Genomic DNA, 22,286 nt, shown 5'->3' on the forward strand with positions numbered 1-22,286 from the left:
CGACAAGCACAAGTTTGAAGGAGAGACGGTGGCTCACTTCGTGATCATGGGTTGCGGAAGGGTCGGCGCTACGCTGGCCCACACCCTTGAGGACTCCGGCCATTCGGTGGCCATCATCGACCAGGACGACCGGGCCTTCCGCCGGCTCCGCAGCGGTTTCACGGGCCGGAAGGTCACCGGCGTCGGTTTCGACCGGGACACGCTGAAGCAGGCCGGATGCGATGAGGCCTATGCCTTCGCCGCCGTCTCCAGCGGCGACAACTCCAATATCCTGGCCACCCGCGTGGCCCGCGAAACCTTCCATGTGGCCCACGTCGTTGCCCGCATCTACGATCCCGGGCGGGCCGAAATCTACCAGCGCCTGGGTATTCCCACGGTCGCTGCGGTGCGCTGGAGCGCCGACCAGGTGCTGCGCCGCATCCTGCCCGAACAGCACCTCGCCGGGGACTACCGGGAACCCTCGGGACGCCTCGTCCTGGCCGAAGTCGACCTGAACGAGAAATGGATCGGGCACGCTGTGAGCGCCATCGAGGCCGCTGCCGGCACCCGCGTTGCCTTCCTGACCCGCTTCGGCGAAGGTATCCTGCCCTCCCCCGGCACTTCCTACCAGGAAGGTGACACGGTGCACATGATGCTGGAAATCGAGCGAAGCGACGAAGTGCAGCGCATCCTGGCCAGCGTTCCCGCGAAGGAGTCCGAGTGAAAGTCGTCATCGTCGGCGCAGGCAGCGTGGGCTCCTCGATCGCCCGCGAACTCCTGGCCCACAAGCACGAGATCCTGCTGATCGACCTCAAGCCCGAGGTCATCGGCCGCAGCGGGCTGCGCGGTGCGCGCTGGCTGGTGGGCGACGCCTGCGAGCTGAGCACCCTGCAGGAAGCGAAACTGGAGGATGCCGACGTCGTGGTGTCCGCCAGCGGCGACGACAAGGTCAACCTCGTGGTGTCCTTGCTCGCGAAGACGGAGTTCGGCGTCGGCCGCACCGTGGGCCGGGTGAACAACCCGAAGAATGACTGGATGTTCAATGATTCCTGGGGCGTCGACGTCGCCGTGAATACGCCTCAGCTGATGACGGCGCTCGTGGAAGAGGCCGTGGAAATCGGCGACCTGGTGCGCCTGCTGACGCTCCAGACCGGGGTGTCTTCGCTCGTCGAGTTCACGGTGCCGCATGATTCGCACATCATCGGCAGCACCGTGGGTGGCATCGACTGGCCGGAGGACTCCACGCTGGTGGCGATCCTGCGCGACCACGCTCCCATCACCCCGAGCCGGGACGACGTGATCGACGGCGGTGACGAGCTCTTCTTCGTCACCACGATCGCTGCCGAGGACGGACTGCGGGCCCTGCTGTCCCCGTCCGCGCCCGGTGAGGAGGCGGAAGACGAGCTTCCGGAGCAGGCCGACGACGACGGTTTCGACGGCTGAGCCGGCTGGCTTATTGAGCCGGCCGGCTTCCGGCGGGCCGGCTCAGCAGCCAGGCCACCCACAGACCCAGGATGTACAGCGGTGCGCCCATGATCAGGCGCATCGTGGCCAGGGCGGCCAGGCCGGCCTCGCCCTGCAGGTAGAGCGGCACCTGGACCACCAGGCGGAGCACCAGCACGCCGATGACCACCCAGGTGGCGATGCTGTAGGAGCGCAGCCGTTCGGGGTCCTTGCGCCATTCCAGGCCCTCGTTCCGCACCAGGCCGAACAGCAGCCCTGCGATGGGCCACTTGAGCACGACCGACAGCAGCATGCCGGCGATGTAGGCGGCGTTGGTGTAGAAACCCAGGACGTAGAAGTCTTCGGCCTTGCCTGTGGTGTTGGCGAGCCAGGCGGAAATCGCGACGCCGGCGATTCCGGCCAGTGCCTGGGTCAGGGGACGCTTCTTCAGGAGGCGGGCCACGGTAAAGACGGCCGCCGTGGCGAGGGCGGCGACCAAGGACACCGTGAGTTCGCGGGTGATGGTGAAAGCGACGAGGAAGACCAGCCCGGGCAGGATGCTTTCGGCGATTCCCTGGATGCCGCCGGCGGACTTGAGGATGTCGACGTGGCCATGCTTGTTCCGCTGCAGGCCGGCTTTCTCCGCATAGCCTGCGGCCAGTGCGGCGATGCCTGGCTCGGATTCCTTTGCGGCCCCTGTTTCCCTGGGCTCTGCTTCGCCTCCGGGCCGGGGTTCCGCGGAACCGCTGTTGTCCGGATCTGTTCCGTGGGCGGCGGTCATCAGCGCTCCTGCCGGTTGAGGATTTCGTAGCGGGGGTTGAACATGGTGGGCAGGCCTTCGCGCACAGTGACCATTCCGTCAAACCGAAGCCTGGCGCCTGCTTCCACCCCGGGCACCCTGCGGCGCCCGAGCCAGACAACCCGAAGGCGGGGCGGCGAGACTGCAACCGCGCCGTGGATGATGTTTTCGACCACGATCGCGGCGAACTGAGCCCGTTCGCTGGCGGGCGGGTATGTCACCGACTCGATGAATCCGGTACAGCTGACCCGCCCGCGGTGCGGAAGGTCGCTGATTTCGTGCGGCTCCCCGGCAAGGCTCCCCCGAAGCTGTCCGTCAGCCAATCTCGGTGATCTCCGGGCCGCGTTCGGGCTGCGCCAGGCCGGGAGCCGGAGCGCCGTCCGGTCCCGCGACGGCGGCGTCCTTGGGCAGGCGGAGCTGGAGCAGTTCGCGCGGCGGCATCGGATTCTCGCCACGGACCACGACCACGCGCCTGAACAACTCTTCGAGCCCGGCTGCGGTTTCGCGTTCCAGTGCGGCCGGCCCCCCGATGACGCCGCGGAGGAACCAACGGGGCCCGTCCACACCCATGAAGCGGGCGGCGCGGTAGCCCTGCGGGCCCTGAGCGGTCTCGCTCGGCAGCTTCGCCACGAGCTCGGGGCCGAACGTCCCGGAAATCTCCTCGGTCTCGCCGCCCTGGCTCGCCACGGATTCGTTGATCTGTTCACGGATCTCGTCCCACAGGCCCTCCGAGCGCGGGGCGGCAAACGCCTGCAGCTGCAGGCTGGAACCATCCAGGTCCATGGTCACGGCGACCACCCGCTGGCTCGCCTCTTCGACCTCCAGCCGAAGCTGGAGACCCTCGACGGGCTGGATCAGTAGGGCACCGAGATCGAGGTAGCCGTCCTGGCTGTCGATCTCGGAGACGTCCCAAGGCCCCTTGGCCACCCGGAAATCGCCCTTCGCCTTTGCGGCTTCCGCTGACTGGCCTTGCGCGGCATCGCCGTCGGCCGGCCCGGCGTCAACCGTGTCCTGGTCCGCAGCCTCCGGCTGGACGGTCTTGGACTTCTTACCGCGCCCAAAAAGCATGGGGTTCTCTCCTTAGTTGTGGTCTATCCCCCGGTAAACCCCGGCCCGCCCGGATGATTGCGGGAAGTCCGGCCCCGGAATGACCGGAGCGGCCGGATGCGGCGGAAGGTGCCAGGCTTGCAGGTATCAGGCGTTCGGGGCCGGGAAACCGCCGGTGGAACCGAAACCGCCCTCGCCGCGTACGGTCTCGGACAACTCCTCCACCCGGACGAAGCCGGCGTATTCGACGCGCTGGATCACCATCTGGGCGATCCGGTCGCCGCGTTTGAGTTCGATCGGATGCACCAGGTCAGTGTTCAGCAGGGTCACGGCGATTTCGCCGCGATATCCGGCGTCGACGGTTCCGGGCGCATTAACCACCGTGAGTCCGTGCTTGGTGGCCAGGCCCGAACGCGGGTGGATGAGGGCCACAAAGCCGTTGGGCAGCCCGATCGACACTCCCGTGGGCACCAGCTTCCTCTGTCCGGGAGCAAGCGTGACGTCCTCGCGGGCCCGCAGGTCCGCCCCGGCATCGCCCGGATGCGCGTACGACGGCGCTTCCAGTCCGGCGTCGAGCATTTTCAGCTCGACCCGGAGGGTCGGGGCGCCGTATTCGGCGGAGGCTTCTGCTGGGCTGATGACTGCTGACTCCTGGCTCACAATGCCTCATTCTAGCGTCCACGGGAAGCGTCCCGCGCCCCGCGTCAGGCACCGTGTGGACGGAACGATAAGCTGGAGCCATGCCTGAAGCGACTGCGTCCTCCCCCGTGCCCGGCCAGCCCCAGAACGGAGCGGACGTCCTGTTCACGGAGAAGCTGTGGCCCTCACCGTGGATCTGGCTGATAGTTCTCGGCCTGTCCGGCGCCGGCATCCTGGTCCTCGCACCGATCAGCATCCTGGCCGGCATCATCGCGGCAGTCGTGCTCGCCGCGATCATGGTGGTCCTGCTGCTCCTGTCCACACCGAGCATCGTGGTCCGCAAGGACACCCTCCAGGTTGGCCGGGCAAGCATCCCCCGCAGCCTGCTGGGCCAGGCGGAAGCGTTCCGCAAGGACGAAGCCACGGCGGAGCGCGGCACCCGGCTCAACGGCCTGGCCTTCCTGTGCATCCGCGGCTGGATCGATCCCGTGGTGCGGATTCCTGTCACCGACCCCCAGGACCGTACCCCCTACTGGCTCACCTCGACCCGCCGCCCGGAGGAACTCCTGAAGGCCCTGGCTTCCTGATCCGGCACCGCTAGCCTTCGCACTCCACGCAGTACAGCTTTCCGTCTTTTTCCCGGGCAATCTGGGAACGGTGCTTCACCAGGAAACAGTTGGCGCAGGTGAACTCGTCGGCCTGGGCGGGGAGGACCTGGACCTGCAGTTCCTCGTTCGACAGATCGGCGCCGGGTAGTTCGAAAGCGTCGGCAAGATCGCTTTCGTCAAGGTCGACCGCCGCGGACGATTTCTCCGTCCGACGGGTCTTGAGCTCTTCAATGGAGTCCTCGCCCGCTTCGTCGTCGACCTTCCGAGGGGCATCGTAGTCCGTTGCCATGGTCCCTTCTTTGCTGCCTAGCGCGTCCGGCCAGGGACTTCTCCCCTGGCCTACGTATGTAACGCCGCGGCATGTGCTTTTGTGCCCGCTCTCCTCTCACGGCGCGGAATTCACGGAAAATCGCGGCACGCCCTTTGTCCTAGTAGGAATTGCCCCTTGCCGGTGGCAGAGTTTCGACTGTCGGAAAAGGCCATGGTGGAGGATTTGATGCGGGAACTACGGCTTGTTGGCGTCCATGACGATGGCGGACATCTCGTGCTGAGCGGAAGCGGCGGCGAAATGTTCCAGTTGCCGATCGACGAAGCGCTGCGCGTGGCAACGAGCCGGACCCCCGCCCAGGTAGCAGCCCGCGCAGCAATCGCGCCGGTGGCCATGTCCCCGCGGGACATCCAGGCCCGCATTCGTTCCGGATCCAGTGCCGCGGAAGTCGCCGAACTCTCCGGGCTCCCCTTGGCCAACGTCCAGCGCTATGAAGGACCCGTGCTCGCCGAGCGCGAATACGTCGCGCAGCAGGCCCGCAAGGTGGAAGTCGCCTCGCCGTCCCCTGGCCACGACCCCTATCGCGCCGCATTCGGCGACGCCCCAGCCAGCCTTGACGACATGGTGAATCACCGGCTCTCCGCCCACGGCATCGACCCGTCAACCGTGGAGTGGGATTCCTGGCGACGCAACGACGGCACCTGGACGGTGGTGGCCCGTTTCGAGCCCAGCGCGGGCGCACCTGCCAGCATCGGCGAAGAGCCCCCGGCCATGTGGACCTTCACACCGGGCCGCAAGACCCTGCAGAACGCCAACCGCTGGGCCCAGCAGCTCAGCGAACTCGAACCCCTGGACGGCCCGTTGCCTGCCCGCCGGCTCTCCGCGGTCGCGGACCGGCCCTTCGACTTCGAGGCGGAAGGTGAGGACACTTCTTCCTCCGGTCCGGATGCCGACGGGCTGCTGGACATGCTCCGCCTGCGCCGGGGCCAGCGCCTGGGCATCGACGAGGACGGCGACGACGCCCTGGCCCTGCTGCTGAGCGGGGGCGTTCCGGCCGCCCACCCGCGCACGGAAGACCAGGACGGTCCCGAAACGGATGACGAACCATCCGGCGAGGAAGGCGAGAGCCGCCCGGCAGCCCGGCTTAGCCTTGCCTCGCTGAATCCAGGCCACGTGCGCAGGCCCTCGGAACACGCGGACGACGACGATTCCCTCGAGTTGCGCGATCCCCTCCACCTGCACGACGGCGTCAGCACCGACACCCGCGAGATCACCGTGGTGCCCGTGCCCCTGCGCGCCCTTGGCGGGACCCCGGCCGACGTTGACCACGCAGCCGAAACTCCCGACGACGCAGAAGATGCCAATGAGGCAGCGGATGAGGAAAGCGGCGAAAGCACCCACCGTGCGGGACTCGACGAACTCCTTGGCGGTGCATCCCGCCGCCAGAGCGAGGAACCGCGGCGCCGCCGGACCCCGCTGAGCCCGTGGAACCGGCATGCCTCCCCCGACGCCGGCAACGCCAGACCTGACACGGCGGCCCCGGCGGCGAAGAACGAGGAAAAGGACGCCGCCCCTGCCGAGCGCCAGACCTCACGGCCGAAGCGCTCAAGCGTGCCAAGCTGGGACGATATCGTCTTCGGCACCCGCGGAGACTGAGCTACTTACCCTGCCTGTTGTTGGACTCGCGCTGCCTGTTGGACCCGCGCTGCCCGCCCGCCCCCTGCCAGAGGCAAGCATCCAGCTCGAACGGCAGTGATTCCTCGCGCCCGGCCATGAGGTCCGCAGCGTGTGCGGTAACCCGGCGCATGTAATGACGCCGGCACAGCGTTTCATAGCCGGTCACCGGCCCGCCATGTTCGGCCGGCCCTCCGTGTTCTGCCGGCCCGCCGTCGTCGAGGGAGACGTCGGTGGCGACGTCGCCAACCACCACCTGCTCGCCGGTGACCACCATGATGCCGTCCACCGTCCGTGCATTGTGCGTCGCACGCCGGCCGCACCAGCACAGGGCCTGGACCTGCAGGACCTCGATCCTGTCCGCCAGTTCCACGAGGCGCTGCGAGCCCGGGAACAGCCGGGCCCGGAAGTCCGTAGTGATGCCGAAAGCAAACACGTCCACGTCCATTTCGTCCACCAGCCGGGCAAGCTGCTCCACCTGCCCGGGCGAGTAGAACTGTGCTTCATCGCAGATCAGGTAGTCGACGCGCAGGCCACCGGTCCGGCGTCGCGCGGTCTCCTCCCAGAAGTCCGTGCCGTCGGTGACCTCGACGGCGTCGCTGCGCAGGCCAAGGCGGCTGGAGATGACGGAGTCCCCCGCACGGTCGTTGCGGCTGAAGCGGATGCCGCCGCGGCCGCGGGCCCTGTGGTTGTGGTCCATCTGCAGGGCGAGGGTGGACTTGCCGCAGTCCATGGTTCCGGAGAAAAAGACCAGTTCAGCCACGCCGGCGCTTCGATCCCGCAGCCGGGAAGCAGAGCAGCGGCACTTCGCGTTCGGGCTTGGTCAGGGAGCCATGCTGGCCCACTACTTCCATGGCCTGCGGGCGGACCCGGCGGGTGTCGTAGAGGGCGAGCGTGTCGCGGGCGGCGATCATGACATCGCCGATCCGTGGCCCCACCTCGGGGCGAAGGTTCCCGAACAGCCCGGCGGCGAGTCCCTGTTCGCGGGTGAACGCCCAGATGCGTTCGCCGAAGCGGCGGCGCCAGGCATCCAGGAGTGCGTCCCGGGCGGCTTCGCCGGCGTCGGGTTCGAGGTAGAGGTGCACCATGCGGGGCTCGCCTGCGGTGTGCCGGACACCGGCCACCAGCGCGGGTTCCGTTGAATAGTCGAGGCGCTGGGATTCGGGCACATCCAGCATGCCGTGATCGCCGGTGAGGATGATGGTGGTGCCGGCAGGCAGCGTGGCAGAGAGCCGCCGCACTGTGGAGTCGAGCTCCTCGAGCTGGTGCTCCCACCGTTCGGAGGCACAACCGTAGCGGTGGCCTGCCTTGTCCAGTTCGTTCGCGTAGAAGTACATGAGGGAGCGGTTTCCCGCGGCCATTTCCTCTGCGGCGAGCGCTGTGCGTGCGTGCAGCGAGGTGCCGCCGACGAAGCGGCTGCCGCGCAAGGCCGCACGGGTCATGGGCGACTGTCCGAACTGCGGGAGGCTGACGGTGACGACGTCCAGTTCTTCGGCTGCCCGTTCGAACACGGAAGGAAACGGCTGCCACTCGAGCGGATCGACTTTGGAGTCCCAATTGCCCAGCAGGTTCACCACTTTGTCCTGCGCGGGGTCCAGGACGTCGTAGCCGACCATGCCGTGTTCGCCGGGGGTGCGGCCCGTGCCGAGGCTGGCCAGGGAGGACGCCGTGGTAGACGGGAACGCGGCGTCGAGCCACACAGGCACCCGGCCCTGGCCCGCCGCGGCCACGGAGCGCAGGAACGGGGTGTGGGCTGCCTTCTTCTTCAGCAGGTTGCGGCCCAGGCCATCGGCGAGGACCACGCAGACGCGCTGCGCCGGGGGCAGCTGCAGGGCGTTCTCGAAGCCGGGCAGGCCCAGGCTCGCGGCGGCGCTGGTGAAGACCTCGGCGATGGACTGCCTGCCGTACAGCGGCGCTGCCGGGAGATCTTCCGGGGAAAAGGCTGCTCCGAAGGGCGCGGGAGGCGCGGCGGAATGCCCGGGCATGGCCGGCTGCTCTGACAGCTCCATGCTCAGCGCTGGTGTCCGCGGCTCAGACGGTTTCCGAACACACCTGAGCGGGTCCGGGGCGCCGGGATGGAGGCGTGGGCGGGAGCTGCGGGGGTTCCGGTGTTGACGGCACGCAGCGCCCGGGCGAAGACCTTGGCGTCCTGCACGGCGCGGGGGCCATCGGCTTCGGAGCTGATCCGCAAGACAATGTCCTCCTGGCTGATGGTGCCGGTGTAGCCGTGGTCCGCTTCGCACTGCGGGTCGCCGCAACTGGCCGGACCGACATCGAGCCGCTGTCCGCCGGACCAGGCGATGGACAGGGTGAGCTCCCGCACGGGATCGCTGGGCTTGTAGTTCTGCGGCTGCGCGTACATGTAGCTCAGCACCACCGAACGGATCTGCGCCACGGGAACGGATTCGGTGGAGATCTGGGCGACGATCTGTTCGCCGGCTTCGTCAAGCTGCTGGTCGTCCACATGGGTGATGACCAGCATGTCCTCGGTCAGGACCAGGACGGTGATGTGGCGGCGGACTTCGGCCCGCTCGAAATGGGTTTCCAGGTGCACCAGGTGGGCCAGGCAGTCGCGGCCGTCCAGGGCGTCATCGACGACGTCGGCCACCAGTACCGGGTAGAAACCGGCCCGTTGGAGGGCCTGCTCCAGGCTCTGCCCCTGCGTGCTGTGATTGTGTGCCGCATTGTGCCCGGCCGCGGCCGGGCCGGAAGAGGACATCGGGGACTTGGAGCTCATTCCCCCATTTTCACAGATCCCCGGCGGGACTTCCTAACCGTGCTGCGACCGCCCGGTCGCCTTCGGTCCGGTGCACGGCCCCCTCCCCGGGCTGTTTGCCCGGCTCAGCCGCGCATTGCCCGGCGGGCACTGTCTGTGCGCTGTGCGGCGTTGCCGATCCATACCTCCGCCGCCAGGATGCGGGCGCCCTCCGGGCCGGCAAGGACCGGGTTGAATTCCACGAGGGCGATCTCCGGGTGTTCGTCCTTCAGCCGGGCCAGCCGCGCGGCCAGGTCCTCCAAGGCGGCGACGTCGACGGCGGGAAGGCCTTGGTAGCCGAACAGCTTCAGTGAGGCGCGGGGCGAGCGGATGAAGTCGCGCACATCCGTGGCGGAGAGCGGCGGCACCCGGTATGCCCAGTCGTCGAGGAGGTTCACGGCGTCGCCGGCCAGGCCGAAGGACACCACCGGGCCAAGCAGCGGGTCCTCGATGGCCCGGAAGGTGCAGGCCTGGCCCACCGGGGCCATGGCCTGGACTTCCAAGGCCGGCGAACCGGGGGGTCCGGAGGCAAAAGGTTCAAGGGCCCGGCGCATCTGGGCGATGTTGCGGCGCAGCGATTCGGCGTCCTCGATGTCCAGCCGGACCCCGCCGAGGTCGATGCGGTGGCGCAGGGCGGGGTCGGTGGTCTTGAGCGCCACGGGCCAGCCCAACCGCCCGGCGGCAGCGACGGCGTCGTCGTCGTGCTCGAAGACGGCGGATGGTTCCACCGCCATGCCGTAGCGGGCCAGCAGCGAGGCGGCGTCCTGCGGTTCCAGGCGCAGCAGCTGCTCGCCGTGCACGGTGGCCAGGAGGCGTTCCAGTATTTCGCGCGTACCCTCCGGATCGCAGCCTTCCGGTTCGACGAAAAGGCCCTGTTCGCGGCCCAGCCAGGCGGAATAGCCGACGACGGCGGACAGTGCGGCCACCGCGTTGCCCGGGCTGGAGTAGCACGGGACGCCGGAATCGGCCGCATCGGCGGGCAGCAGGCCGTCGAGCCGGGCCGCCGGGTCCAGCACCCCGCCGAACGAGGCCACGACAGCTTTGCCCGTCCCTGCGGAGCATTCGGACAGCACCTTCGCGATGTCTACCATGGACACGCTGCGGGCCGGAATCATTGCCGCGACGACGGAGTGGACTTCCGTCCCGGCGAGGGTTTCCTGGAGCTGCCGGCGCAGGCGGTCCAGCGAGACGGATGCCCCGGAATCCAGGTCGAGGCCGGTCAGCAGCCGTTCCACACGGAGCCCGTGGTGCCCGGCGGAATCGGCCACCACCTTGCCCAGTGCGGCGGAGTTGCTGACCACCGCCACTCCGGGGCCTTGCGGGAGGGGCTGGCTGGAGACGATCTGGGCGACGTCCATGAGCTGTTCGACGGTCTCCACTGAGATCACCCCGGATTGCCGCATCATGGCATCGAGTGCTGACGGAGGGGCCATGGCGGTCCTGCCGACGTGCCCCGGCGGCAGGCTGAGGCCGGTGAGGTCCGATTTGGCAACGATCACCGCCTTGCTGCGGGCCAGGCGCCGCGCCAGGCGGGAGAACTTGCGCGGGTTGCCCATGGACTCCAGGTACAGGCCGACGGCGGCGGTGTCCGGATCGTCCTCCCAGAACTGCATGACGTCGTTGCCCGAGATGTCCGCGCGGTTGCCGGCGGAGAGGAACGAGGACAGGCCCAGGCCGCGGCGGACGGCTGCCGCGTAGACCGAAACCCCGATCGCCGCCGACTGGGTGAACAGGCCGAGCCGCCCGGGCCGCGGCATCACCGGTGCCATCGAGGCGTTCAGCGAAACCTCCGGATGCGTGTTGATGATGCCCAGCGATTCCGGACCGACCACCCGCATCCCGTGCGAACGGGCCTGGCGCACGAGAGCCTGCTGGCGCAGCAGGCCGCGTTCGCCGTCGTCGGCATATCCGGCCGTGGCCACCACGAGCCCCGTGACTCCGGCGGCGGCGCATTCGTCCACCACCTTCGGCACTTCCTCGCCCGGCACCGCGATGACGGCGAGCGCCACGGAACCCGGGAGGTCCGCGATCCGGGCGTAGGACTTCATGCCGGACAGTTCGAAGGCTTCAGGGTTCACCGCGTACACGGGCCCGCCGAACCCGCCTTCGATGATGTGCTCGAGCAGCTGGTAGCCGACGCTCCCCCACTTGCGGCTCGCCCCGATGACCGCGACCGACGGAGGCGCCAGCAGGTCCCGCACGCTGCGCGCCTCGGCGCGGTGCTCGCGTGACTCCATCACGGCGAGGGACTTGCGCGTGGGGTCGATGTTGAACCCGACGCTCACGACGCCGTCGTCGAAACGGCGGGAAAGCTCGTACCCGGCGTCGGCGAAGACGCGCAGCATCTTGCTGTTCTCCGGCAGGACCTCGGCGGTAAAGCGGTGGATCCCGTTCTCGCGGGCCGCCGCGGCGAGGTGTTCGAGCAGGATGGAGCCGATGCCCCTGCCCTGCTGGGAGTCCGAGATGTTGAAGGCGACCTCCGCCTCAGCGGGATCATCGAGCCGGTCGTAGCGGCCGATGCCGACGATCGCGCCGCCAATGGTGATCACGAAGGCCACGCGGTCCACGTGGTCCACCTCGGTGAAGCGGCGCAGTTCCTTGCTGGAGAGCCTGGCCTTGTAGCTGAAGAAGCGCAGGTAGATGGAGGCCTGCGACTGGCCGGTGTGGAAGGCCTGGACGGCGTCCGCATCGGCGGGCGAGATGGGCCTCAGGTGCGCGATGCCGCCGTCGCGCAAGACGACATCGGCCTCCCAATATTCCGGATATACGCCGGTGCCGGGCTCATCCACCATAGGCTTAGCGTAGCTAATCTCCCGCAGTACACCCTTTAAGGATCCGCCGTCTCCATGGCACGCAGCCAAAGTCCTTCCCGCGCCAAAGCAGCATCAGCTGCGGACAGCGGTGACTACACCGAAAACATCATCGACATCGACGTCACGTCCGAAATGGAAGGCTCCTTCCTGGAGTACGCCTATTCGGTGATCTATTCGCGGGCCCTGCCCGATGCACGTGACGGCCTCAAGCCCGTCCAGCGCCGCATCCTCTACATGATGAGCGACATGGGGCTCCGCCCGGACCGCGGCCACGTCAAGAGCGCCCGCGTGGTGGGCGAGGTGATGGGTAAGCTGCACCCGCACGGCGATGCCGCCATCTACGACGCCATGGTGCGCATGGCCCAGGACTTCTCGCTCCGGCTGCCGCTGATCGACGGACACGGCAACTTCGGCTCGCTCGACGACGGTCCGGCGGCACCGCGGTACACCGAAGCCAGGCTCGCCGCGGCGGCCCTGACCATGACGGACCACCTCGACGAAGACGTGGTGGACTTCATCCCCAACTACGACAACCAGCTGACCCAGCCGGATGTCCTGCCGGCTGCGTTCCCCAACCTGCTGGTCAACGGCACCACGGGCATCGCCGTCGGCATGGCCACCAACATGGCCCCGCACAACCTGGTGGAAGTGATCGCCGCCGCCCGGCACCTGATCGCCAACCCGGAGGCCACGCTCGAGGACATCATGCAGTTCGTCCCCGGCCCGGACCTGCCCACCGGCGGGCGGATCGTGGGCCTGGACGGCATCCGTGACGCCTACGCCACGGGCCGCGGTTCCTTCAAGACCCGTGCCAAGGTGGAGATCGAGCAGCTGACCGCCCGCCGCACCGGCCTGGTGGTGACCGAGCTGCCGTACATGGTGGGCCCGGAAAAGGTCATCGAGAAGATCAAGGACGCCGTCAACGGCAAGAAGCTCACCGGCATCAGCGACGTCGTGGACCTCACCGACCGCCAGCACGGCCTGCGCCTGGTCATCGAGCTCAAGAACGGCTTCAACCCGAACGCCGTCCTCCAGCAGCTGTACCGCTTCACCCCGATGGAAGACTCCTTCGGCATCAACAACGTGGCACTGGTGGAGGGCCAGCCGCAGACCCTCGGCCTGCTCCCGCTGCTGCACGTCTACGTGGACCACCGGCTCTCCGTGGTGCGGCGCCGCACCGCCTTCAGGCTCGCCAAGAAGAAGGACCGCCTGCATCTGGTGGAGGGCCTCCTCATCGCGATCGTGGACATCGACGAGGTCATCCAGATCATCCGCTCCTCGGACGAGGCCTCCGCTGCCCGCGACCGCCTGATGTCCATCTACGACCTCTCCGAGATCCAGGCGAACTACATCCTGGAGTTGCGCCTGCGCCAGCTCACCAAGTACTCCCGGATCGAACTGGAAAAGGAGCAGGAGGAGCTGTTGCGGGACATCGCCGAACTGGAGGCCATCCTCGGATCGGACACCCTGCTGCGCGAGCTCGTCTCCGGCGAACTCGCCGGGATCGCCGAAAAGTACGGCACCCCGCGCCGCACCGTGCTGCTCGAATCCGAGGCCGTCTCCCCGACGGTCGCCGCAGCCCTTGCCGCCGCGGCCCCGGGGCCGAAGGGCAAAGCCGCAGCCCTGCCGCTGGAAATCGCGGACGACCCCTGCTGGGCGATCCTGACGGCGTCCGGGCAGATCGCCCGCACCGCGAACCAGGAAGCCCTGGCCGAAGCCGGACCGCGCAACAAGCACGACGTGTTCCGTTCCGTGGTGAAGACCACGGCCCGCGGGGAGATCGGCGCGGTCACCTCCCAGGGGCGCATGCTGCGCGTACAGGTCATGGACATGCCGGTGCTGCCGCCGGTAGCCGGGCTGCCGAACCTGGCCGGCGGTGTGCCGGCCAAAGACTTCATCACCCTGCTGAAGGGCGAAACCCTGGTTGCCTTCGTCCCGCTGGACGCCGTGCTGGCCCTCGGCACCGCGCAGGGCATCGTGAAGCGCGTCCAACCGGATTACCCGCTGAACCGGGAGGACTTCGAAATCATCGCGCTGAAGGACAAGGACCGCGTGGTCGCGGCCGAAGCCGCAGCCGAAGACACCACCGAGCTGGTCTTCCTGACGCGGCAGGCCCAGTTGCTGCGCTTCGCCGCTTCCGCCGTGCGCCCGCAGGGCCGCACGGCCGGCGGCATGGCCGGCATCAAGCTCGCCGCCGGCGACGAGGTGATCCACTTCGGCACGGTCCGCGCGGACGATCCCGCCGCCGTCGTCGTCACGATCGCCGGAAGCAACGACGCACTGCCGGGCACAGCACCGGGCACCGCGAAGGTGACCGCCTTCGAGGAATACCCGGCGAAGGGCCGGGCCACCGGCGGCGTGCGTGCCCACCGTTTCCTCAAGGGCGAAGACACCCTCCTGCTTGCTTGGGCAGGCCACGGACCGGCCAAGGCATCGTCCTCGGCCGGTGTGGCCCGGGCCCTGCCGCAGGAACACGGCCGGCGCGACGGCTCCGGTGTACCCCTGTCCCAGCCCGTCGACGCAATCGGCGCCAGCATGGCGTGGGCAGAGGATAACGGGGCTGGCTGACAGGGGTACCGGAGCGGTACCGGCTACATCTCGTTGATGCTGAGGATGTTCCCTTCCGTATCGAGGAACCAGGCGCCGCGTTCGCCGTCCGGCATCGTGGCTACGCCGTTCTCGGTTTTCAGGCCCGGGAAGTCGTAGTCTTCGAAGACCACGCCGCGCGAGCGCAGATCGGCCATTTCGCCGTCGAGATCGTCCGTGGCCCAGCCCATCTGGGTGTTCTTCGCCGAGCCGGCGTTGGGTGTCTGGTACAGCAGGAAGGCGGTGCCGTTGCCGCACTTGTACATGAGGTTGTCTTCGGCATCCGGGTTGTCCGGTTCGAGCCCGAGCTTGTCGCGGTAGAACTCACGGGCCCGGCTGATGTCGCTGGCGGGAAGCACGGCCGCGACGCTGAGATTCTTTAGCATGGCAATTCCTTTCCAAGCCCACCCCCGGGGCCACTCTACTCCTGGCGCAGCCGGATGGAAGGGGCTCCGTGGCGTCCTTCCGGTCGGGATCCGGCGGGGTCCGGGCGGGATTTCCCGAGGTTCCGGCAGCGGGCTTTAGACTGGCCGGATGCCGATCATTCCCGATGACAAAGACTGGACCTGGGTCCTTCACAAGCCCTGCCCGGAGTGCGGGTTCGAGCCCGCCACGGTCAACCCCGCATCGGTTTCCGGCGCAGTCCTGGACATGCTGCCGCGCTGGCGGAGCGTCCTGGAGCGCCCCGGCGCGGCGCTCCGCCCGGACAGCAGCACCTGGTCCCCGCTGGAATATGCATGCCACGTGCGGGACGTCTTCAGTCTCTTCGACCAGCGGCTGCACCTCATGCTGGACGAACACGACGCCCGCTTCGCCAACTGGGATCAGGACCAGGCAGCCATCGACGGCGGCTATGCCACCTCTGATCCAGCCGCCGTGGCCGCGGAACTGGAGTCGGAGGGCCGTCGCGTGGCGGCGTCCTTCGCCAGCGTCATGGAAGGCCAGTGGCCCCGCACCGGCACCCGGAGCAACGGCTCGGAGTTCACGGTGCTCACCTTTTCGCGCTACTTCATGCACGACGTCGCCCACCACCTGCACGACGTGAACGGCTGAGCGGCATGGAGACCCCTGCCACCCGGCTGTTCGGCACCCGGCTGCCGATCGTCCTTGGACCGTTCGGCGGCGTCTCCTCGGTGGAGCTCGCCGCTGCCGTCAGCAACGCCGGCGGGCTGGGCTCCTTCGGCCTGTACGGCTATGAACCGGCCCTCATCAGCGCAACGGCCGCGGCACTCAAGGTGGCCACCGCCGCGCCCTTCGCCCTGAATCTCTGGCTGCCCATCCCCGGCGAAGAGGAGCCGCGGCCGGACGCCGCACAGTTCGAGGCCTGGCGCGAGGTGCTGCGTCCTTACTTCGAAGAGCTCGGACTTGAGCTTCCGGAACAGCCCGATGCCTGGCTGCCCGATCCGGACGAACAGATCGCCGCGGCCATCGAGGCGCGGCCTGCCGTGCTCAGCTTCGTCTTCGGCGTGCCCTCGCCAGCGGTGGTGGAGGCCGCCCGCCGGAACGGAATCGCCGTCGTCGGGACTGCCACCACGGTGGAGGAAGCTGTGGCGCTGGCCGACGGCGGGGTGGACGCGGTGGTGGCCACCGGTATGGAAGCGGGCGGGCACCGGGTGTCCTTCCTGCGTCCCGCCGAGGAGTCCCTGGTCGGGACGATGGCCCTGGTTCCGCAGGTGGCCGACGCCGTGTCCGTTCCGGTCGTCGCGGCGGGCGGCATCGCCGACGGCCGCGGCCTTGCTGCCGCGCTGGCCCTCGGCGCCGATGCGGTGCAGATCGGCTCGGCGTTCCTCGCCACGGAACAGTCCGCCGCCGTCCCCGCCTACCGCGAGGTGCTCCGCGGCCCGGCCACATCGCACACCGTCCTCACCCGGGCCCTGAGCGGCAGACTCGCCCGCGGCATCCCCAACCGGATCATCCGGGAGCTGCCGGACCCGTCTCTCCATGCGCCGTTCCCGGTGCAGAACTGGCTGACCGGGAAATTCCGGCCGGAGGCCGGGAAGCGCGGCAACACCGGGCTGATGTCCCTGTGGGCAGGCCAGGCGAGCCCCCTGATCGGTGCCTCCGGAAAGCGTGCTGCCGGGGAGTACGACGCCGGGCGCCTGGTGGAGCGGATCATTGCGGAGGCCGATGAGGTGCTCGGGCGGCTCAGCCGCGGCCCGCAATAAGCCCTAAAGCACCTTGTCCCAGGCCATCCGGCGATCGACCGCGGTGTAGCCCATTTTCAGGTACAGAGCCAAGGCACCGGTCGGGTTCTCCGAGTCCACATCGAGTGACGCCACGTCCATGCCTGCGGCCAGGAAGCGGTGCATCGCGTCGGCCAGGAGGCTGCTCGCCACCCCGCGGCCGCGGTACTGCCGCCGCACGCCCAAAAGTTCGGTGTAGCCCTCCTTGTAACCGCGGGCAGTTGCGGCATCGGGGTCGAAGGTGGCGATCTGGTAGCCGGCGATGTCCCCGGTGGCGGCGTCCCGCACGACGGTGCTGAGGTCCTGCCGGTGGAGCGGATCCTCCGTGACGAAGCGCCAGGCTTCCTCGTCCCGCGGCTCACTCCCCCAGTGGTCCCGGAAGGCGTCGTTGTGGGCGAGCCGCACGGCTTCGTGCAGCCCTGGCTCCAGGGTGAGCAGTTCCAGTCCGGGTGCCAGCGAAACCTCCGGCAGGACGCCGTCCAACGGCCGGTGCATCTCGTTGTACCAGCGCACCACGTCGAAGCCCCGGGCGCGGAACAGGGTGGACTGGTGCAGCATCTTCTCTTCCATGAACAGGCGCAGCCGGGGCTCGCCACCCTCGGCAGCGAAACGGCGACGGGTGCGCCCCTCCTGCCACGCTAGGATGGCGGAGCCGATTCCCCTGCGCTGCCACCCGGGGTCCACGCAGGCAAAACCGATCGCCTTGTCGCCGTCGGGATTCTTGGCGATTCTGCCGTAGGCGCGGGGCACGGCGCCGACGTCAATGCCCAGCACGGTATCCACCGCGGGGTCGTTCTTGCTCGAATCCAGGATCTGTTCCAGGTCAGGGACCCTTTCGTACCAGACTGGCTGCTCCACCGCCGCGGTGCGGGCTATGAGGGCGGCCCAGGCTTCGACGTCGGCGGTTCCCGCAGCACGCCACTGGAGGCCGGTAACCTGCGGGTCGGGAAGCGGAACAGGATCGGGAAGATGCACGGAAGGCTCGATCATTCCCCTAGGCTACTGAGCGGTAGCAGGCTTCGCCAGCGTCCTTCCGGCCGCGAGCTCCAGGCGTTCGTCGCCGGGGCGGATGTCTGCGGGGTTGTGGGTCACCAGCACCACAGTGTGGTCCCGCAGCCCGGCGCGCAGTTCGGCCATCATGACGGCGGCGGTGCCGGCGTCGAGATGCGCTGTGGGCTCGTCGAGCAGCAGGACGTCCGCACCGCTGAGAAGGGTGCGCGCCATGGCCAGGCGCGTGCGTTCGCCCCCGCTCAGGAAGGAGCCGGAAGGCCCGATCCTGCTGTCCAGCCCGTCAGGCAGGGCCGCCACAAGGGTGGACAGCCCGACGGCGGCCAGCGCCTGGCGCATCTGTGTTTCGTCCGGTTTCTCCCCGGCCGGGCGGGCCAGGAGAAGGTTGCCGCGGATCGTCGAGTCGAAGAGGTGGGCCTCCTGCGGGCACCAGGCCGCCTTGCCGCCCAGCTTGGCCGTGCCCGCCGACGGCGGCAGGAAGCCCAGCAACACGGACAGGAGGGTGGACTTGCCTGCGCCGGACGGCCCGGTGACGGCGAGCCAACGGCCGGGTCCGGCGTCGGCGTCGATCCCGCTGAACACCGGCTCGCCGCCCGGCCAGCGGGCTTCCAGGCCGCGCAGTTCGAGGCCGGCACTGTTCCCCGGCAGCCCCGGAACGGCGATGAGGCCTGTTTCCGCAACCTCGTCCAGTCCGCCCGTTGCGGCAATCCGCCGCAACACCGCGGCTAGCGCCGGCGCCTGGCGGACCGCGGGAACCACAGCGCCGAAAGGCTCGGCCAATGCCAGCTGCATCAGCACGATCACGGCCAGCACAGCAGCAGCGGAGCTTCCGGCCTGTACCTGCCCGGCACCTGCCAGGCCGGCGGCGAGGGCGCCCAAGGTGCATGCCAGGACGCCGATCCCTTGCCCGAGGCCCTCGGCCCAGGCAGCACGGCGGGCGGCCCCGGTGGCGGCGCGGTCCCGGGCCGCGAGGGAACCCCGCACGGTTCCCGCCACCCCGTTGGCGCCCAGTTCGGCGCGCGCATCCAGCGCCGCGGCGACGTCGCGCAGCACGAGGGAGCGCAGCTGCTGTTCGGCGCGGGCCGCGTTGCGGTCCGCGACAAGTGCCGCCAGCGGGGCGAGCAGCAGGGCCGCCAACGCGGTCACGACGACGGCGGGCAGGGCCGCCGGGAGCAACATCGCAGTGGCGGTAATCGCCGCGGCTGCCACGGCGAGCGCTGAAAGCGGCGGAAGGACGACGCGCGGGATGAGGTCGCGGAGGGTGTCGACGTCGTCCACCACCGTCCCCAGGACGTTGCCTCCGCTCAGGAGCCGGCGCAGGGACAGGGCACGATGGCTGAGCGAGGCCCAGAGCGCACCCCGCAGGCGGGTCATGGCTTCGAAGACCAGGTCGTGGACCACGAGCCGTTCGCAATAGCGCAGCACGGCACGGCCGATGCCGAAGAACCTGACCCCGACGATCGCGCCCAGCAGGTAGAGGATGGGCGGCTGTTCGCTGGCGCGGATGATCAGCCAGCCGGACAGGCCGGAGAGCGCGACCGCGAAAAGCGCTGCCAGCGCAGCCAGCAGCACGGCCCCGGTAAAGCGGAACCCCAGCGGCGCGAGGATCCGTGCCAGCCCCCGCACCGGGCCGGGGCCGCCGGGTCCGCTTGGCTCCCCCGGTACGGGGTCCGCCGCCGGTGCAGCGGCGTGTGCCGCTTCCATCGCAGGTGCCACCGTTGCAGGTGCCTCCGTTGCGGGTGCCTCCGGTGTGCCGGAGCCCGCGCCCGAAGGTGCCAGCTCCACCACATGGTCCGCGAGGCCGCGGGTCGCGGCGTCGTGGGCCACGAGGATCACCGTTGCCTTGCCGCGCAGGCCGGCGATCGCAGCGCGTACGGCATCGGCCGTGACGCAGTCCAGGTGCGCGGTGGGTTCATCGAGCAGCAGCACCGTGGCGCCCGCCTCGAGCCGGGCCAGGCCTCGGGCCACCGCCACGCGCCGCAGCTCGCCCGGACTGAGTTCGGCGGGGTGCTTGCGCGCCAGATGCGCGGCAGCTACCCGCTCCAGGCAGTCCAGTGCCGTCGTATCGGCGGCCCCCTCCCCAAGGTACAGCCGCACCTCGGCCAGCACTGTGTCAGCCACCATCGCCGGGTGCTGCGGCACCCACGCCAGCTTGGCGGCGTCGGGCCCGCTGAGTGTCCCCCGCACCGCCGTCCCGCTATCGCCGGCGGCCGAGCCGTCCCTGACCGTCCCGGCCAGCACGCCGAGTACGGTGCTCTTCCCGCTTCCGCTGGGGCGGGAGAGCGCGGTGACAAGCCCGGCGGGTGCTTCGAAGTCGAGGGGCCCGACGGCGTCGTGCAGGCGCCCGGCATAACGCACCGTGAGGTTGCGGACAGCGAGCGCAGCTGCGGTTCCGTCCGGGATGCTCCCGCCCGTTTCAGCGCCGAAGCGGCGCCCCGCCGGGATGTCCAGGGCGGCGCCGGTCGTGGCGAGCGCTTCGCGTCCTTCTTCGCTGGCGTGGTGCGCGGTGCCGAGTTCGCGCAGCGGCAGGTAGCAATCGGGGGCAAGGATGAGGGCGAGCAGGCCAGCTTCCAGGCCCATGTCGCCCGCGACCAGCCGGACTCCGATGAACACCGCCACCACGGCGACCGAAATCGTGGCGATCAGTTCCAAGGCCAGCGCGGACAGGAACGCCGTACGCAACGTCCCCATGGTGCGGGACCGGTATTCCGTGGAAAGGTCTTCGAGGGCAGCACGCTGTTCGGCGGCGCGGCCCAGGCCCACCAGCACGGGCAGGCCTTTGGCCAATTCCAGGATGTGGTTGGACAGGCGCCGGAGGGTCGCCTGCGCATCGCGGACGTGCTCTTCCGTGTGCTTGCCGATCAGCACCATGAACAGGGGGACCAAGGGCAGGGTCAGGATGATCACCACGGCGCTTACCCAGTCCGCGAACAGGATCCGGGCACCGAGCAGCAACGGGATGGCCGCGCAGTTGACCAAGGCCGGCAGGAACTGGGTGTAGTAGTTGTCCAGGGCGTTCAGGCCGCGCGTGGCCAGGACCGCCAGGCCTCCGTCAGTCAGTGACTTGCTGCCACCGGTTCCCGCGCCGCCAAGGGCGTGCTCCAGGAGCTTGGCCCGCAGTTCCTCCTTGACTCCGAGCGCAGCGCGCCGCGCGGCGACACCCTGGCCCCACGTGGTGGCGGCCCGCAGCACCGCGCCGGCGACGCCCCAAACCAGCTGTTCGCGCCAGTCCCCGCTTCCGCCGGCGAGGCCGGCCAGGAGCGAGGCGATGGCCTGGGCCAGCAGCACCAAGGACAACGCCTTGAGCGCCGCGAGCAGGCCCAGCAGATAGAGCGCGGAGCGGGTGGCCGGGCCGGAGGGCAGTGCGGGCTTCATCCCCTACCGGCCGCCCTTCCCGGCATGCCCCGCATCGGCGCCGTCCGCACCGGCGAGCACCTTGGAGGCGATGGCCGGCAGGAAGCCGTGGGCGGCCGGGATGTGGTCGACGCTGACCCGGCGGCGGAACACCCAGTAAGTCCATGCCTGGTAGGCAATCACCAGCGGCAGCCCGAAGGCAGCCACCATGCTCATCAGTCCCAGCGTGTAGTCCGAAGAGGAGGCGTTTGCCACGGTCAGGTTGAATGCCGGGTTCAGCGTGGACGGCAGCACCACCGGGTAGGCCGCCCCGAAGATCGAGGCCGCGGAAGCCGCGATGAACAGGGCGAGCGCCATGAACGGCCGGCCTTCGCGGCCCCTGGACGCCTGCCACCAGGCTGCGGCCGCAGCACCCACAGCCAGAGCGATGAGCGCCCAGGTCCACGGCTTGCCGGCGATCAGCTGCACGGCGAAGGACCAGGCGAGCATCGGCAGTGCGGCGAGCGGAACCCAGCGCACGAAGGTGCGGCGGGCGCGGTGCCGCACCTCGCCGTCGCTCTTCAGGGCAAGGAAGGCGAGTGCGTGCACCAGGGCGAAGGCGACGACGGCGAGACCGCCCAGCACCGCGTACCCGTTGAACCAGGCGAAAGGGCCGCCGTCGCGGTCGCCGTTGGCGTTCAGCGGCAGACCGGTGGTGGTCAGCGCCAGGGCGGCGCCGACGCCGAAGGCGGCGAAGAAGGAGCCGAGCGCGATGGCCCAGTCCCAGCCGGCCCGCCAGCGTTCGGAGTCCACCTTGCCGCGGTATTCGAAGGCCACGGCGCGGAAGATCAGGGCCACCAGGACCAGCAGCAAAGGCAGGTACAGGGCCGAGAACAAGGAGGCGTACCAGTGCGGGAAGGCCGCGAAGGTGGCGCCGCCGGCAGTGAGCAGCCAGACCTCGTTGCCGTCCCAGACCGGGCCGACCGTGTTGAGCAGTACCCGGCGTTCGGCGTCGTTGCGGGCAAACAGCTTCATGAGCATGCCGACGCCCAGGTCGAAGCCTTCCAGGAAGAGGTAGCCGGTCCACAGGACGGCGATCGCGATGAACCAGATGGTGGGCAACAGTTCCATGTCCGTAAGTCCTCTGCAAT

General features: G+C 69.2%; 20 protein-coding genes. 7 read left to right on the plus strand and 13 right to left on the minus strand.

Going from position 1 to position 22,286, the window contains the following annotated elements:
* Positions 1 to 28: 28 nt before the first annotated feature.
* Both ACNQPB_RS17940 and ACNQPB_RS17945 read left to right on the plus strand, forming a co-directional pair.
* Positions 29 to 703 carry a potassium channel family protein gene (locus tag ACNQPB_RS17940; protein WP_498753774.1) on the plus strand — a complete coding sequence of 225 codons (675 nt, stop codon included), beginning with the start codon at positions 29 to 31 and terminating at the stop codon, positions 701 to 703.
* Positions 700 to 1,422: a potassium channel family protein gene (locus tag ACNQPB_RS17945; RefSeq protein WP_498753775.1), complete on the plus strand. Its 723-nt coding sequence runs from the start codon at positions 700 to 702 to the stop codon at positions 1,420 to 1,422. The genes ACNQPB_RS17940 and ACNQPB_RS17945 overlap by 4 nt, the downstream gene beginning before the upstream one ends.
* 10 nt (positions 1,423 to 1,432) lie before the next feature.
* Here the strand turns inward: ACNQPB_RS17945 and ACNQPB_RS17950 are convergent, their stop codons facing one another.
* The 4 genes from ACNQPB_RS17950 to dut form a co-directional block, all read right to left on the minus strand.
* Positions 1,433 to 2,203: a DUF3159 domain-containing protein gene (locus ACNQPB_RS17950; protein WP_498753776.1), complete on the minus strand. Its 771-nt coding sequence runs from the start codon at positions 2,201 to 2,203 to the stop codon at positions 1,433 to 1,435.
* A complete protein-coding gene (locus ACNQPB_RS17955) occupies positions 2,203 to 2,544 on the minus strand; it encodes a hypothetical protein (protein ID WP_498753777.1) in 342 nt (113 codons plus the stop codon). Before ACNQPB_RS17955 ends, ACNQPB_RS17950 begins: the two co-directional genes overlap by 1 nt.
* Positions 2,537 to 3,289 carry a DUF3710 domain-containing protein gene (locus ACNQPB_RS17960; protein WP_498753778.1) on the minus strand — a complete coding sequence of 251 codons (753 nt, stop codon included), beginning with the start codon at positions 3,287 to 3,289 and terminating at the stop codon, positions 2,537 to 2,539. The genes ACNQPB_RS17955 and ACNQPB_RS17960 overlap by 8 nt, the downstream gene beginning before the upstream one ends.
* A gap of 126 nt (positions 3,290 to 3,415) precedes the next feature.
* Positions 3,416 to 3,928 (minus strand): dUTP diphosphatase, encoded by a 513-nt coding sequence (dut, locus tag ACNQPB_RS17965; protein WP_498753779.1) that lies wholly within the window; start codon positions 3,926 to 3,928, stop codon positions 3,416 to 3,418.
* An 80-nt stretch (positions 3,929 to 4,008) separates the two neighbouring features.
* On the opposite strand from dut, the gene ACNQPB_RS17970 reads away from it, so the two are divergent.
* Entirely contained in the window at positions 4,009 to 4,494 is a 486-nt protein-coding gene (locus ACNQPB_RS17970; RefSeq protein ID WP_498753780.1) for a DUF3093 domain-containing protein, read from the plus strand.
* Between the two features lie 10 nt (positions 4,495 to 4,504).
* Here ACNQPB_RS17970 and ACNQPB_RS17975 read toward each other — a convergent pair whose 3' ends face one another.
* Positions 4,505 to 4,804, minus strand: coding sequence for a DUF4193 domain-containing protein (locus ACNQPB_RS17975; protein ID WP_498753781.1), 300 nt, complete (start codon positions 4,802 to 4,804; stop codon positions 4,505 to 4,507).
* A gap of 192 nt (positions 4,805 to 4,996) precedes the next feature.
* On the opposite strand from ACNQPB_RS17975, the gene sepH reads away from it, so the two are divergent.
* The gene (gene sepH, locus ACNQPB_RS17980; protein ID WP_498753782.1) at positions 4,997 to 6,439 is read left to right on the plus strand and encodes a septation protein SepH; all 1,443 of its coding nucleotides are present in this window, start codon (positions 4,997 to 4,999) and stop codon (positions 6,437 to 6,439) included.
* A 1-nt stretch (position 6,440) separates the two neighbouring features.
* Here the strand turns inward: sepH and ACNQPB_RS17985 are convergent, their stop codons facing one another.
* The 4 genes from ACNQPB_RS17985 to ACNQPB_RS18000 form a co-directional block, all read right to left on the minus strand.
* A complete protein-coding gene (locus tag ACNQPB_RS17985) occupies positions 6,441 to 7,220 on the minus strand; it encodes a thymidine kinase (RefSeq protein WP_498753783.1) in 780 nt (259 codons plus the stop codon).
* Positions 7,213 to 8,442: an alkaline phosphatase family protein gene (locus ACNQPB_RS17990; RefSeq protein WP_498753784.1), complete on the minus strand. Its 1,230-nt coding sequence runs from the start codon at positions 8,440 to 8,442 to the stop codon at positions 7,213 to 7,215. Before ACNQPB_RS17990 ends, ACNQPB_RS17985 begins: the two co-directional genes overlap by 8 nt.
* A 26-nt stretch (positions 8,443 to 8,468) precedes the next feature.
* Positions 8,469 to 9,194 carry a DUF5998 family protein gene (locus tag ACNQPB_RS17995; RefSeq protein WP_498753785.1) on the minus strand — a complete coding sequence of 242 codons (726 nt, stop codon included), beginning with the start codon at positions 9,192 to 9,194 and terminating at the stop codon, positions 8,469 to 8,471.
* Positions 9,195 to 9,298: 104 nt separating this feature from the next.
* Entirely contained in the window at positions 9,299 to 12,004 is a 2,706-nt protein-coding gene (locus tag ACNQPB_RS18000; protein WP_498753786.1) for a bifunctional acetate--CoA ligase family protein/GNAT family N-acetyltransferase, read from the minus strand.
* A 54-nt stretch (positions 12,005 to 12,058) separates the two neighbouring features.
* Between ACNQPB_RS18000 and ACNQPB_RS18005 the strand changes: the two genes are divergently transcribed.
* Positions 12,059 to 14,593, plus strand: coding sequence for a DNA gyrase/topoisomerase IV subunit A (locus tag ACNQPB_RS18005; RefSeq protein WP_498753787.1), 2,535 nt, complete (start codon positions 12,059 to 12,061; stop codon positions 14,591 to 14,593).
* 23 nt (positions 14,594 to 14,616) lie between these two features.
* On the opposite strand, the gene ACNQPB_RS18010 is transcribed toward ACNQPB_RS18005, so the two are convergent.
* Positions 14,617 to 14,997, minus strand: coding sequence for a VOC family protein (locus ACNQPB_RS18010; protein WP_498753788.1), 381 nt, complete (start codon positions 14,995 to 14,997; stop codon positions 14,617 to 14,619).
* Between the two features lie 148 nt (positions 14,998 to 15,145).
* Here ACNQPB_RS18010 and ACNQPB_RS18015 point away from each other — a divergent pair, with 148 nt between their 5' ends.
* Together ACNQPB_RS18015 and ACNQPB_RS18020 are read left to right on the plus strand one after the other, a co-directional pair.
* Positions 15,146 to 15,664, plus strand: coding sequence for a DinB family protein (locus ACNQPB_RS18015; protein ID WP_498753789.1), 519 nt, complete (start codon positions 15,146 to 15,148; stop codon positions 15,662 to 15,664).
* Positions 15,665 to 15,669: 5 nt separating this feature from the next.
* Positions 15,670 to 16,776: an NAD(P)H-dependent flavin oxidoreductase gene (locus ACNQPB_RS18020; protein WP_498753790.1), complete on the plus strand. Its 1,107-nt coding sequence runs from the start codon at positions 15,670 to 15,672 to the stop codon at positions 16,774 to 16,776.
* A gap of 3 nt (positions 16,777 to 16,779) precedes the next feature.
* Here the strand turns inward: ACNQPB_RS18020 and ACNQPB_RS18025 are convergent, their stop codons facing one another.
* Genes ACNQPB_RS18025 through cydB form a run of 3 tightly spaced genes read right to left on the minus strand, consistent with a single transcriptional unit; the run spans position 16,780 to position 22,266 of the window.
* Positions 16,780 to 17,784: a GNAT family N-acetyltransferase gene (locus tag ACNQPB_RS18025; RefSeq protein ID WP_498753791.1), complete on the minus strand. Its 1,005-nt coding sequence runs from the start codon at positions 17,782 to 17,784 to the stop codon at positions 16,780 to 16,782.
* 9 nt (positions 17,785 to 17,793) lie between these two features.
* Positions 17,794 to 21,177, minus strand: a complete 3,384-nt coding sequence (gene cydD, locus ACNQPB_RS18030) for a thiol reductant ABC exporter subunit CydD (protein WP_498753792.1) — start codon at positions 21,175 to 21,177, stop codon at positions 17,794 to 17,796.
* 3 nt (positions 21,178 to 21,180) lie between these two features.
* A complete protein-coding gene (cydB, locus tag ACNQPB_RS18035) occupies positions 21,181 to 22,266 on the minus strand; it encodes a cytochrome d ubiquinol oxidase subunit II (protein ID WP_498753793.1) in 1,086 nt (361 codons plus the stop codon).
* Positions 22,267 to 22,286 lie beyond the last annotated feature (20 nt).

Source organism: Curtobacterium sp. LFS079, assembly GCF_047977865.1.
GTDB lineage: Bacteria > Actinomycetota > Actinomycetes > Actinomycetales > Micrococcaceae > Arthrobacter.

Bases quoted from the DNA above. Each gene is read 5' to 3' on its own strand.
- ACNQPB_RS17950 (WP_498753776.1), bottom strand. From the start codon at position 2,203: ATGACCGCCGCCCACGGAACAGATCCGGACAACAGCGGTTCCGCGGAA.
- ACNQPB_RS17960 (WP_498753778.1), bottom strand. From the start codon at position 3,289: ATGCTTTTTGGGCGCGGTAAGAAGTCCAAGACCGTCCAGCCGGAGGCT.
- ACNQPB_RS17970 (WP_498753780.1), top strand. From the start codon at position 4,009: ATGCCTGAAGCGACTGCGTCCTCCCCCGTGCCCGGCCAGCCCCAGAAC.
- ACNQPB_RS17975 (WP_498753781.1), bottom strand. From the start codon at position 4,804: ATGGCAACGGACTACGATGCCCCTCGGAAGGTCGACGACGAAGCGGGC.
- sepH (WP_498753782.1), top strand. From the start codon at position 4,997: ATGGTGGAGGATTTGATGCGGGAACTACGGCTTGTTGGCGTCCATGAC.
- ACNQPB_RS17990 (WP_498753784.1), bottom strand. From the start codon at position 8,442: ATGCCCGGGCATTCCGCCGCGCCTCCCGCGCCCTTCGGAGCAGCCTTT.
- ACNQPB_RS17995 (WP_498753785.1), bottom strand. From the start codon at position 9,194: ATGAGCTCCAAGTCCCCGATGTCCTCTTCCGGCCCGGCCGCGGCCGGG.
- ACNQPB_RS18000 (WP_498753786.1), bottom strand. From the start codon at position 12,004: ATGGTGGATGAGCCCGGCACCGGCGTATATCCGGAATATTGGGAGGCC.
- ACNQPB_RS18005 (WP_498753787.1), top strand. From the start codon at position 12,059: ATGGCACGCAGCCAAAGTCCTTCCCGCGCCAAAGCAGCATCAGCTGCG.
- ACNQPB_RS18010 (WP_498753788.1), bottom strand. From the start codon at position 14,997: ATGCTAAAGAATCTCAGCGTCGCGGCCGTGCTTCCCGCCAGCGACATC.
- ACNQPB_RS18015 (WP_498753789.1), top strand. From the start codon at position 15,146: ATGCCGATCATTCCCGATGACAAAGACTGGACCTGGGTCCTTCACAAG.
- ACNQPB_RS18020 (WP_498753790.1), top strand. From the start codon at position 15,670: ATGGAGACCCCTGCCACCCGGCTGTTCGGCACCCGGCTGCCGATCGTC.
- ACNQPB_RS18025 (WP_498753791.1), bottom strand. From the start codon at position 17,784: ATGATCGAGCCTTCCGTGCATCTTCCCGATCCTGTTCCGCTTCCCGAC.
- cydD (WP_498753792.1), bottom strand. From the start codon at position 21,177: ATGAAGCCCGCACTGCCCTCCGGCCCGGCCACCCGCTCCGCGCTCTAT.
- cydB (WP_498753793.1), bottom strand. From the start codon at position 22,266: ATGGAACTGTTGCCCACCATCTGGTTCATCGCGATCGCCGTCCTGTGG.